We start from the raw sequence: 10,990 nt of genomic DNA, 5'->3' as shown, positions 1-10,990 counted from the left end.
GTTTAGGAGAGTTACGGATAAGTCGGCCTGCTCGCCAAACTAGTGGCCTTCTGGAACCCGCGTGTTTCCTGGGCTGTAGCGCGGTGGTATTTTTTTGCAAGGGCTTTTTGTTGCCCTTCGCGCATTGCTCAACGCTCAGTCGGGCGACATAATGTAGCCCCTTTTTTCTGCCCCTACATGTGGAAGGTTCCCGTGACTCAGAAGCCCGACCAGTGTCTTGGTGAATGGATCGACCGTGAAGCACTCGCTGAAGCGATGATTCCGCTTATCGGTCAGCTGTACCGCAATAACAATGTGGTGAGCTCGATCTATGGCCGCAGCCTGATCAACCAGTCTGTCATCGCGATTCTCAAAGCGCACCGCTTTGCACGCCATCGCTCCGCCGACGACAGCGAACTCTCCGTCCACGAAACATTCCCACTGCTCAAAGCCATGAGCGAGCTCAAGCTCGGCGCGGCTTCGGTAGACCTGGGCAAGTTGGCCTACAAATTCCGTAAAGAAGGTGCCGGCCGCACTGCCGAGCAGTTCGTACGTGAAGAAATGGCCGATGTGGTTGGCCAGCAAAACGCTGCCGCCCGCAAAGGCACCGATGTGGTGTTGTACGGCTTTGGCCGTATCGGCCGCCTGCTGGCGCGCATCCTGATCGAGAAAACCGGTGGCGGCGACGGCCTGCGCCTGCGTGCCATCGTGGTGCGCAAAGGCGCCGAGAACGACCTGACCAAGCGCGCCAGCCTGCTGCGTCGCGATTCGGTACACGGCTCGTTCAATGGCACCATCACCATTGACGAAGAAAACAACACCATCACCGCCAACGGTAACCTGATCCAGGTGATCTACGCGAAGAACCCGACCGAGGTGGATTACACCCAGTACGGCATCCAGAACGCCCTGCTTGTGGACAACACCGGCGTATGGCGTGATGCCGAGGGCCTGGGCCAGCACCTGGCTTGCCCGGGTGTCGACCGCGTTGTGCTGACCGCGCCTGGCAAGGGCAAGCTCAAGAACATCGTGCACGGCATCAACCACGCTGAAATCACCGCTGACGACAAGATCGTGTCCGCCGCTTCCTGCACCACCAACGCCATCGTGCCGGTGCTCAAGGCTGTGAATGACAAGTTCGGCATCGTTAACGGCCACGTTGAAACCGTTCACTCGTACACCAACGACCAGAACCTGATCGACAACTTCCACAAAGGCGATCGCCGTGGCCGTAGCGCCGCGTTGAACATGGTGATCACCGAGACCGGTGCTGCCACGGCCGCTGCCAAGGCTCTGCCTGAGCTGGCCGGCAAGCTGACCGGTAACGCGATCCGCGTACCGACGCCGAACGTGTCGATGGCCATTCTCAACCTCAACCTTGAGAAAGCCGCCACCCGCGAAGAGATGAACGAGTACCTGCGCTACATGGCGCTGCACTCCGACCTGCATAAGCAGATCGACTTCGTCAATTCCCAGGAAGTGGTCTCCACCGACTTCGTTGGCTCGCGCCATGCTGGTGTGGTGGACGCCGAAGCGACCATCACCCAGGACAACCGTGTTGTGCTGTACGTGTGGTACGACAACGAGTTCGGCTACAGCTGCCAGGTGGTTCGCGTGATGGAAGACATGGCTGGGGTCAACCCGCCTGCGTTTCCGCGCTAAGCCTTTGCGCTGAATGAAGAAGCCCCGACTGGTTCGGGGCTTTTTTATGGCCGTGGGTTTTGTGGTGTCTGGGAGGGCCTTATCGCAGGCAAGCCAGCTCCCACAGTTGAACTGCATTTACCTGTGGGAGCTGGCTTGCCTGCGATGACGATGGAACCGTCCACGCCGCCATCACTTGAATAGCGTGTTGCGCAAACTGTCCGACAGCCCTTTGGGCGCCAGCCAGATACCCAGGTAGGCCTTCGCTAACTCAGCATCCGGGCTGCTGAACACCACCTGCCCATTAATTTCCAGACTCAACCCGCGCCCCGGACGAAAATCCAGGGCATAGCGATCACCGCTGCGAATATCCCGAAAGCGCGCGTGCAGCTTGGCTATCTCTGGGTTCAACCCGGCATTGGCTTGCTGGCGCTCCAAGGTGACGGTGACCGCCTTGATCACATCATCGCGGTCAATGTCGCGAAAGTAATACAGCGCCAGGCGCACAGCCTTCTGCTGGTCCCAGGCCTGCTTTGCCGGCAGGTCAGCGGCTGCATACAGCGCGGCGGCATACACATCCGCCCAGAGATAGTTGAACACCGCCTGGTTTTTCAGGGCCAGCCCCTCGACCTGTGCGGGGAAGCTTGCCTGCTTGAGCCGCTGTGCGTCGTTGGCGTGCGCCGTGAGCGACACCATCAGCATCAAACAGAAAAATAGTTGTCGCATAATGGCTCATCCTGAATTCGGCGCTGGTTTGCGTCCTGTAGTATGGCAACACTGGCCTACGACGCGACCAAGGGTTAATGTTCGCGGCGCTCGGCCTTCTATAGACTGTGCCCCGGTTCACACACTTGAGCCAAATTGTCCTTCATGCACGCTGGCCGCGGCATGATTTAGCCCGGCGTCCAACCGTACGCCTGGCCTGTTCTGAGGAGTACGCATGGCTGTCTACAACTACGACGTGGTGGTACTGGGTTCCGGCCCAGCTGGAGAAGGTGCGGCGATGAACGCTGCCAAAGCAGGGCGCAAGGTGGCGATGGTCGATAGCCGTCGCCAGGTCGGCGGTAACTGCACCCACCTGGGTACCATCCCGTCCAAGGCGTTGCGTCACTCGGTACGGCAGATCATGCAGTTCAATACCAACCCGATGTTCCGGGCCATTGGTGAGCCGCGCTGGTTCTCGTTCCCGGACGTACTGAAAAGCGCTGAAAAAGTCATCTCCAAGCAAGTCGCCTCGCGTACCGGCTACTACGCCCGTAACCGCGTCGACCTGTTCTTCGGCACCGGCAGTTTTGCCGATGAGCAAACCGTCGAAGTGGTCTGCGCCAATGGCGTGGTCGAGAAGCTGGTGGCCAAGCACATCATCATCGCCACCGGTTCGCGCCCGTATCGCCCGGCGGATATCGATTTCCACCACCCGCGTATCTACGATAGCGACACCATCCTGAGCCTGGGCCATACCCCGCGCAAGCTGATCATCTACGGCGCCGGCGTGATCGGCTGTGAATACGCCTCTATCTTCAGTGGCCTGGGTGTACTGGTCGAGCTGGTGGACAACCGCGACCAGTTGCTCAGCTTCCTCGACTCGGAAATCTCCCAGGCGTTGAGCTACCACTTCAGCAACAACAACATCACCGTGCGCCACAACGAAGAGTACGAGCGGGTCGAAGGCCTGGACAATGGGGTGATCCTGCACCTCAAGTCCGGCAAGAAGATCAAGGCCGACGCCTTGCTGTGGTGCAACGGCCGTACCGGCAACACCGACAAGCTGGGCATGGAAAACATCGGGGTCAAGGTCAACAGCCGTGGCCAGATCGAAGTGGATGAGAACTACCGCACCTGCGTGCCGAACATCTACGGCGCCGGTGACGTGATCGGCTGGCCAAGCCTGGCCAGTGCCGCCCATGACCAGGGCCGCTCGGCCGCTGGCAGCATTGTCGACAATGGCAGCTGGCGCTACGTGAACGACGTGCCGACCGGGATCTACACGATTCCCGAGATCAGCTCGATCGGCAAGAACGAGCACGAACTGACCAAGGCCAAGGTGCCTTACGAAGTGGGCAAGGCGTTCTTCAAGAGCATGGCGCGTGCGCAGATTGCCGGTGAGCCGCAAGGCATGCTGAAAATCCTGTTCCACCGCGAAACCCTGGAAGTACTCGGCGTGCATTGCTTCGGCTACCAGGCCTCGGAGATCGTGCACATCGGCCAGGCGATCATGAACCAGCCAGGTGAGCAAAATACCCTCAAGTATTTCGTCAACACCACCTTCAACTACCCGACCATGGCCGAAGCCTATCGGGTAGCGGCCTACGACGGCCTCAACCGGCTTTTTTGAGCGGCTCCGGCCGGTGGCCTGAGCCGGCCGGGGAGACCGATTTCAGTAATTCCCGAGAGTGGCAGTGGCCAAACCGGGAAAGTCTGTAATCAGGCTATCTACGCCGAAGTCGGCGAGCCTGCGCATCAGCGCAGGTTCGTTGACTGTCCACACGGACACATGCAAGCCCTGGCGCTGGGCTTTTTCCAGCCGCTCGGGGGTGCACAGCGTCCAGTTCAATGCCAAATACTCACAGCCGTAGTTCTGCGCGACCTTCAGCGGGTCGAGCCAGGCATATTCGGCGACCAGTCCGCGTGACAGGTCCGGGGTGAGTTCCACGGCGGCCTTGAGCACTTCCCGCGAGCTTGACGTGACCGTGACCTTGTCCATCAAGCCAAAGCGCACAGCCATTTCGCGAATCGCCAGCACAGTGGTTGCGGCACGGGTGCGCGAGGCGCTTTTGACTTCCAGTTGCCAGTGATCGAAGTCGCACTGTTCGAACAACTCCTCCAGGCGTGGAATCGGGCAGGGGCTTACCCAGCCTGGGCCGCCTTTGCGCGCGTCCATCTTGACCAAATCAGCCGCCGAGTACTCGACGACCTTGCCGCGCCGGTCGGTGGTGCGCTTGAGGGTCGGGTCGTGGATGACCATCAACTCGCCGTCCATGGACAGGTGCAAGTCCAGTTCGCAACGACGTACGCCGTGTTTGAGACATTCCTGAAAACTGGTCAGGGTATTTTCCGGTGCTTCGCCTTTGGCACCGCGGTGGCCGTAAATCAGGGTCACAGTTGCTCCTTTGCGCCAGGATGGCTGGCGTCGTGAATACGCATTCAGAGGTCTTCGCTTTGTTCTCGCGCCAGGCGGCGTTCCTGGGCCTGTTTCTGCAGGATATAGCGCGCCAGCAGTTGGCGTTGGGCGTCGGTCATGGACTCGAACTCCGTGCCCACATCAAAGCCGTCGCCCTTGGGGTCGCAATGGGTCACCCGCGCGCGCAGCAACAGGCCGAGCGCCTGGGGCATCAGCACCAGCTTGACCGCCAGGTGAGTGTCGGCGGCCAGCGGTGTCGGGTGCTGGAAGTCGATGCCGCCCTCGGAGAGGATCACCGGTTGCGGCGCACCCACCTCGTTCAGCAAACCGCGAGCCATGACCTGGCTGAGCAGATCCAGGCGTTTGTTCTGCACTTTGAGGAAGGCCGCCAGGCTGCGGTCTTTCTCGCTGATCTGGCGCAGCAGGTGCTGGGCTTCGAATTCGCTCAAGTGCAGCTCGCTGAGCAGATTGAACAGCGGTGAATCATCCAGCAACACTTCCTTGCTCGCCGCGTCGGGGCCCGACAGGGGTTTGATTTGAAGTGCGATCATGTCGTCGATACGGTAGTATTCGCGGCGCTCTTCTTCATCTAATGTCGACATGGCGAACCCCAGGTAACGGTAATGGTCTGAGTGTAAAGCTGCTGACCAGACCCCGCCACCGGGACGTCTTCTTTTCCTCCGAACAAGCCCCGACATGTTCAGACCTCTCTTCGTATTTATCGGCACGCGTTATACCCGTGCAAAGCGTCGCAATCATTTTGTGTCGTTCATTTCCTTGACCTCGATGATCGGTCTCGCCCTGGGCGTGGTCGTGATGATCGTGGTGCTGTCGGTGATGAATGGCTTCGATCATGAGATGCGCACCCGCGTGCTGGGCATGGTGCCCCACGCGACCATCGAGGGCGATGCGCCCATCAACGACTGGCAAAGCCTGGCCGCCAAGGTCCAGCAGAACCCCAAGGTGGTGGCGGTAGCGCCGTTTACCCAGATGCAGGGGTTGCTGACCAATGACGGCAAAGTGCAGAAGATCCTGCTCAACGGCATCGACCCGGCCCAGGAGCGCAACGTCTCGATCATCGACAAGTTCATGCTGCAAGGTAAGCTCGACGAGCTGTCGCCGGGCAGCTTTGGCATCGTCATCGGTGACAAGGCCGCGGCCAAGCTGGGCGTAGAGGTTGGCGACAAGCTGACCTTCGTCGCCCCGGAAGTCACCGTGACCCCGGCCGGCATGTTCCCGCGCATGAAGCGCTTTACCGTGGTGGGCACCTTCCACGTCGGCGCTGGCGAGATCGACGGTTACATCGGCCTGACCAATCTCACCGACCTGGCCCGCCTGCATCGCTGGCAGCCCGACCAGGTGCAGGGCCTGCGCCTGAAATTCAACGACCTGTTCGATGCGCCGCGCGGCGCCTGGGAAATTGCCCAGCACCTGGGTGAAACCGAGTACTACGCTCGCGACTGGACCCGCACCCACGGCAACCTGTATCAGGCCATCCGCATGGAAAAAGCCATGATCGGCCTGTTGTTGTTGCTGATCGTCGCCGTGGCGGCCTTCAACATCATCTCCACGCTGGTGATGGTGGTGAACGACAAGAAGGGCGACATCGCCATCCTGCGTACGTTGGGCGCCACGCCGGGGCAGATCATGGCGATCTTCATGGTGCAGGGCACCGTGATCGGCGTGGTCGGCACCTTGATCGGCACGGCGGTGGGCATTCTGGCCGCGCTGAACGTCAGCGCCGCCATCGCCCTGCTTGAAAAGGTGATCGGCCACAAGTTTCTCAACGCCGACGTCTACTTCATCGATTACTTGCCGTCCCAGGTGCAACCCCAGGACGTGCTGATGGTGGGCGGCGCTGCGTTGGTCCTGAGCTTCCTTGCCACCCTGTATCCAGCCTGGCGCGCGGCACGTACCCAGCCAGCACAGGCATTACGTTATGAGTGAATCGGGCATGAGTGAAAAAGCAATCCTGAGCTGCCGCAACCTGGGCAAATCCTACGAGGAAGGCCCGGAGTCGGTGGTGGTGCTGTCCAACCTGCAGCTTGAACTGCACCCTGGCGAGCGTGTGGCGATCGTCGGCAGTTCCGGTTCCGGCAAGAGTACCTTGCTCAACCTGCTGGGCGGCCTCGATACGCCGTCCCAGGGCAGCGTATGGCTGGCCGGTGAAGAACTGTCGGCGTTGAATGAAAAGGCCCGCGGCCAACTGCGCAATCGCTCGTTGGGCTTTGTGTACCAGTTCCACCACTTGCTGCCGGAATTCACCGCCCTGGAAAACGTGTGCATGCCGCTGTTGATCGGCAAGACCGCGATTCCTGAAGCGCGTCAGCGTGCCACGGCCTTGCTCGAGCGCGTCGGCCTGGGTCATCGCCTGGAGCACAAGCCGGCGGAGTTGTCCGGTGGTGAGCGCCAGCGCGTGGCGATTGCCCGTGCCCTGGTGAACAACCCGGGCCTGGTGATGCTCGACGAGCCGACCGGCAACCTCGACTCCCACACCGCCCAGGGCATCAAGGACTTGATGCTGGAGTTGAGCACCCAGATGCGCACCGCGTTCCTGGTGGTGACCCATGACATGAGCATGGCCCGGCAGATGGACCGCGTACTGCATTTGCAGGAAGGTCATCTGGTCGCTATCTGACCTGTTGCAAGCCCGGTTTTTTGAGGCCGGGCTTTTTCATTTTTCCAACGGTGCCCGCGAATGTTCAGACCGTTATCGATTTTTATCGGCACGCGCTATACCCGCGCCAAGCGCCGCAACCGTTTTGTCTCGTTTATCTCGATGACCTCGATGATCGGCCTCGCCCTGGGCGTACTGGCGATGATCGTAGTGCTTTCGGTGATGAACGGCTTTCAGCGTGAAATGAGCTCACGCATCCTCGGCATGGTGCCCCACGCCACCATCGTCGGCGTAAAGCCGATTGATGATTGGCAGCCGGTGGCAGCGGCCGCGATGAAGAATCCGCAAGTCACCGCCGCTGTGCCCTTCACCCAGATGGATGGCATGTTTTCCTATAAGGGCGCGATGCAGCCCATCGAGATCAGCGGCGTCGACCCGGCCCAGGAAGGCGAGGTGTCGATCGTGGCCCAGCACATCGTGCGCGGCAAACTCGACGACCTCAAACCTGGCGAGTTCGGTGTGGTGGTCGGTGATATCACTGCGCGGCGTTTTCGCCTGAACGTGGGCGACAAGCTGACCCTGATCGTGCCGGAGCTCAGCAGCGCCCCGGGCGGTATCACCCCGCGCATGCAGCGCCTGAATGTGGTGGGCATCTTCAAGGTCGGCGCCGAACTGGATGGCTCCATGGCCCTGATCCACATGGCCGATGCCGCTGAAATCCAGCATTGGCAGCCCAACCAGGTGCAAAGCGTGCGCCTGGCGGTGAAGGACCTGTATGCAGCGCCCAAAGTCTCGGCAGATATCGCCGCCAGCCTGGGCGCGGCTTACAAGGCGGATGACTGGACCCACACCCAGGGCAGCCTGTTCAGCGCGATGAAAATGGAAAAGACCATGATCGGCCTGCTGCTGCTGATGATCGTCGCCGTGGCCGCGTTCAACATCATCGCCACCTTGATCATGGTGGTGAACGACAAGGGCGCGGACATCGCCATCCTGCGTACCATCGGCGCCACACCTCGGCAGATTATGGCGATCTTCATGGTGCAGGGTACCGTGATTGGTGTGGTCGGCACCTTGATCGGCGGCGTGCTGGGGGTGATTGCGGCGCTGAACGTGAGTGAGCTGGTGGGCTGGCTGGAGCGGGTGAGCGGGCAGCATATCTTCAGCTCGGATGTGTACTTTGTCAGCAACCTGCCTTCGGAGCTGCAAGGTGGGGATGTGTTGCTGATTTGCTCGGCGGGGTTTGTGTTGAGCTTCTTGGCGACGATTTACCCGGCGTATCGGGCGGCGAAGATTGAGCCGGCGCATGCGCTCAGGTATTCGTAACCTGATCGTCTGATCGTTCCCACGCTCCGCGTGGGAATGCCTCACCGGACGCTCCGCGTCCGCTGTTGGGACGCAGAGCGTCCCTGAATGCATTCCCATGCAGAGCGTGGGAACGATCAGCAGTCGCCATTGGGCAACTTGATCACAAACCTTGTCCAGCCCGCCTGCGACTCACAATAAATCCTCCCGCCATGCGCGCGTACAATCGACTGGGTAATCGCCAACCCCAGCCCCGCATGTTCACTGCTGCCTGCGCGCCTCGACGGGTCGGCTCGGTAGAACCGGTCAAACAGCCTCGGCAGTAACGACGCAGGAATGCCTTCCCCGCTGTTCTCAACCGTCAGTGTCACGCCACTCTCGATCCGCACCCGCACTTCACCGCCCGGTGGGGTAAACCGCAGCGCGTTATCCAGCAGATTCGACAAGGCCCGACGCAACATACCGCGATCGCCCATCGTCTGGGCGGTGCCTTCGCGCACCAGCGTCACCTGTGCGTCCTCCGCCAGCAGGGTAAAGAACTCCAACAGTGCGTCGACCTCATCGCCCAAATCCAGAGCTTCTCGGCTGGGCATCAGCAAGCCGTGGTCAGCTTTGGCCAGGTACAGCATGTCGTTGACCAGTTGCGCCATCCATTGCAGCTCTTCCAGGTTGCTGTGCAGCGCCTCGCGGTAATCCTCCAGCGGGCGTGGCTGGGTGAGGATGACTTGGGTCTGGGTCAGCAAGTTGGACAGCGGTGTGCGCAGTTCGTGGGCAATATCTGCGCTGAAGGCGGACAGGCGCTGGAACGCATCATCGAGGCGGGCCAGCATGGCGTTGACGGCCTGGGCCAGTTCCGCGAGCTCCACCGGCATTTGTTCTTGGGGTAAGCGTTGCGTGAGGGAGTGGGCGGAGACACTGGCGGCCACTTCGCCCATGCGCCGCAGCGGTCGCAAGCCACTGCGCGCAGCCCAGGCGCCGAGCAGGGCAGTGGCCAGGGCCGAGAGGCCGACGGTCAGCCAGATCAAGCGTTGCATGCGTTGCAGAAAGTGCTGGTGGTGGGTGATGTCGAGGATCAGGGTCAGTTGTGGCGAATCCAGTTGGCTGGGCGTCAAGGGCGCGATGAATACGCGATAGTCGGTGCCTGCGTATTGCAGGCTGTGCAGGCCGGGTGCTTGGGGCAAGGGAAGGTGTGGCGCGCCGTCCAGCCAACGTTGCCCAGCTCCGGTGATGCGCAAGGCGAGGTCGGGCTGGTGATCGAGTTCGGCGCGCAGTTGAGGGGTTCGCCGGGCGAGGTCTTCCGGTGAGGCGACACCCTGCAAGGTGCTGCGCAGGGCCACCAGTTTGCTTTCGAGCTGTTGCTGGTCCAGCTCCATGAAATGCGCCTCGCTGGCCCGGTTGAACAACACCCCGGCGATCAACGAGACCACCGCCGTGCAGGCGGCAAACAGCAGCGCCAGGCGGCTGGTCAGGGACAGGCGCTTGATCACGTGAACCGTTCCTCCAACACGTAACCCATGCCGCGCACGGTGTGGATCAGCTTATTGGGGAAATTGTCGTCGACTTTCAGGCGCAGGCGGCGAATGGCGACTTCGATGATGTTGGTGTCGCTGTCGAAATTCATGTCCCACACCTGGGAGGCGATCAGCGTCTTGGGCAGCACTTCGCCCTGGCGGCGTAGCAGCAGCTCCAGCAAGGCGAACTCCTTGGCGGTGAGGTCGATGCGCTGGCCGCTGCGCTCGACACGGCGGCGGATCAAGTCCAGGCTCAGGTCGGCCAGTTGCAGCGTGGTCTCCTGCGGCATGCTGCTGCCACGGCGCAACAAGGTGCGCACCCGCGCCAGCAGTTCGGAAAACGCGAAGGGTTTGACCAGGTAATCGTCGGCGCCCAGCTCCAGGCCATGTACTCGGTCTTCTACGGCATCGCGAGCGGTGAGGAACAGCACCGGGATGTCCAGGCCGGCACTGCGCACCGCCTGCAGGATTTGCCAGCCATCGCGGCCGGGCAGCATCACATCGAGGATCAATAAGTCATAGTCGCCCGTCAGCGCCAAGTGCTGGCCACTGGTGCCGTCGGCCACCAGTTCGGTGGTAAAGCCTGCTTCGGCCAGGCCCTGGCGCAGGTAGTGACCGGTTTTGGGTTGGTCTTCGACGATCAGCAGTTTCATATCGGGCTCTTGATAGGGGCTATGTAGGAGCGAGCTTGCTCGCGAAAAACGCCAACGGTAACGCGGGCTGTCAGGCTTGACGCGTAGTGCTTAAGCCCTTCGCGAGCAAGCTCGCTCCTACAAAAAACATTGGGCTTTATACCGTGCTCGTCAGGGGATGGGC

At 61.0% G+C, this 10,990-nt stretch carries 10 protein-coding genes; 5 read left to right on the top strand and 5 right to left on the bottom strand.

Going from position 1 to position 10,990, the window contains the following annotated elements; all coding sequences use genetic code 11:
* Positions 1-177: 177 nt before the first annotated feature.
* A complete protein-coding gene (locus tag AC1RAC_RS05775) occupies positions 178-1,641 on the top strand; it encodes a glyceraldehyde-3-phosphate dehydrogenase (RefSeq protein WP_032873405.1) in 1,464 nt (487 codons plus the stop codon).
* Between the two features lie 171 nt (positions 1,642-1,812).
* Here the strand turns inward: AC1RAC_RS05775 and AC1RAC_RS05770 are convergent, their stop codons facing one another.
* Complete coding sequence (locus AC1RAC_RS05770; RefSeq protein WP_492616379.1) at positions 1,813-2,346, bottom strand: chalcone isomerase family protein; 534 nt, start codon at positions 2,344-2,346, stop codon at positions 1,813-1,815.
* A 214-nt stretch (positions 2,347-2,560) separates the two neighbouring features.
* Here AC1RAC_RS05770 and sthA point away from each other — a divergent pair, with 214 nt between their 5' ends.
* Positions 2,561-3,955, top strand: coding sequence for a Si-specific NAD(P)(+) transhydrogenase (gene sthA, locus AC1RAC_RS05765; RefSeq protein ID WP_003189670.1), 1,395 nt, complete (start codon positions 2,561-2,563; stop codon positions 3,953-3,955).
* Positions 3,956-3,997: 42 nt separating this feature from the next.
* Here sthA and AC1RAC_RS05760 read toward each other — a convergent pair whose 3' ends face one another.
* Positions 3,998-4,720: a glycerophosphodiester phosphodiesterase gene (locus tag AC1RAC_RS05760; RefSeq protein WP_054919943.1), complete on the bottom strand. Its 723-nt coding sequence runs from the start codon at positions 4,718-4,720 to the stop codon at positions 3,998-4,000.
* A gap of 44 nt (positions 4,721-4,764) precedes the next feature.
* Positions 4,765-5,343, bottom strand: coding sequence for a PilZ domain-containing protein (locus AC1RAC_RS05755; protein ID WP_054899069.1), 579 nt, complete (start codon positions 5,341-5,343; stop codon positions 4,765-4,767).
* Between the two features lie 94 nt (positions 5,344-5,437).
* Here AC1RAC_RS05755 and AC1RAC_RS05750 point away from each other — a divergent pair, with 94 nt between their 5' ends.
* Genes AC1RAC_RS05750 through AC1RAC_RS05740 form a run of 3 tightly spaced genes read left to right on the top strand, consistent with a single transcriptional unit; the run spans position 5,438 to position 8,684 of the window.
* A complete protein-coding gene (locus tag AC1RAC_RS05750; RefSeq protein ID WP_072446773.1) occupies positions 5,438-6,688 on the top strand; it encodes a lipoprotein-releasing ABC transporter permease subunit in 1,251 nt (416 codons plus the stop codon).
* Positions 6,689-6,695: 7 nt separating this feature from the next.
* A complete protein-coding gene (lolD, locus tag AC1RAC_RS05745; protein WP_019818240.1) occupies positions 6,696-7,379 on the top strand; it encodes a lipoprotein-releasing ABC transporter ATP-binding protein LolD in 684 nt (227 codons plus the stop codon).
* 60 nt (positions 7,380-7,439) lie between these two features.
* The gene (locus AC1RAC_RS05740; protein ID WP_492616378.1) at positions 7,440-8,684 is read left to right on the top strand and encodes a lipoprotein-releasing ABC transporter permease subunit; all 1,245 of its coding nucleotides are present in this window, start codon (positions 7,440-7,442) and stop codon (positions 8,682-8,684) included.
* Positions 8,685-8,800: 116 nt separating this feature from the next.
* Here AC1RAC_RS05740 and AC1RAC_RS05735 read toward each other — a convergent pair whose 3' ends face one another.
* Together AC1RAC_RS05735 and AC1RAC_RS05730 are read right to left on the bottom strand one after the other, a co-directional pair.
* On the bottom strand, positions 8,801-10,150 hold the full coding sequence (locus tag AC1RAC_RS05735; protein WP_492616377.1) for a heavy metal sensor histidine kinase: 1,350 nt from the start codon (positions 10,148-10,150) through the stop codon (positions 8,801-8,803).
* Positions 10,147-10,827, bottom strand: a complete 681-nt coding sequence (locus AC1RAC_RS05730) for a heavy metal response regulator transcription factor (protein WP_019818238.1) — start codon at positions 10,825-10,827, stop codon at positions 10,147-10,149. The genes AC1RAC_RS05735 and AC1RAC_RS05730 overlap by 4 nt, the downstream gene beginning before the upstream one ends.
* Positions 10,828-10,990 lie beyond the last annotated feature (163 nt).

The organism is Pseudomonas sp. GW823-FHT02F05 (assembly GCF_058797315.1).
Note: the sequence above shows the minus strand (reverse complement) of the source record. Positions and strands in the feature narration are given on the sequence as shown.

Excerpts from the sequence above, each read along its gene's own strand:
- AC1RAC_RS05740 (WP_492616378.1), top strand. The coding sequence starts at position 7,440 with ATGTTCAGACCGTTATCGATTTTTATCGGCACGCGCTATACCCGCGCC.
- AC1RAC_RS05750 (WP_072446773.1), top strand. The coding sequence starts at position 5,438 with ATGTTCAGACCTCTCTTCGTATTTATCGGCACGCGTTATACCCGTGCA.
- AC1RAC_RS05755 (WP_054899069.1), bottom strand. The coding sequence starts at position 5,343 with ATGTCGACATTAGATGAAGAAGAGCGCCGCGAATACTACCGTATCGAC.
- AC1RAC_RS05730 (WP_019818238.1), bottom strand. The coding sequence starts at position 10,827 with ATGAAACTGCTGATCGTCGAAGACCAACCCAAAACCGGTCACTACCTG.
- lolD (WP_019818240.1), top strand. The coding sequence starts at position 6,696 with ATGAGTGAAAAAGCAATCCTGAGCTGCCGCAACCTGGGCAAATCCTAC.
- AC1RAC_RS05775 (WP_032873405.1), top strand. The coding sequence starts at position 178 with ATGTGGAAGGTTCCCGTGACTCAGAAGCCCGACCAGTGTCTTGGTGAA.
- sthA (WP_003189670.1), top strand. The coding sequence starts at position 2,561 with ATGGCTGTCTACAACTACGACGTGGTGGTACTGGGTTCCGGCCCAGCT.
- AC1RAC_RS05770 (WP_492616379.1), bottom strand. The coding sequence starts at position 2,346 with ATGCGACAACTATTTTTCTGTTTGATGCTGATGGTGTCGCTCACGGCG.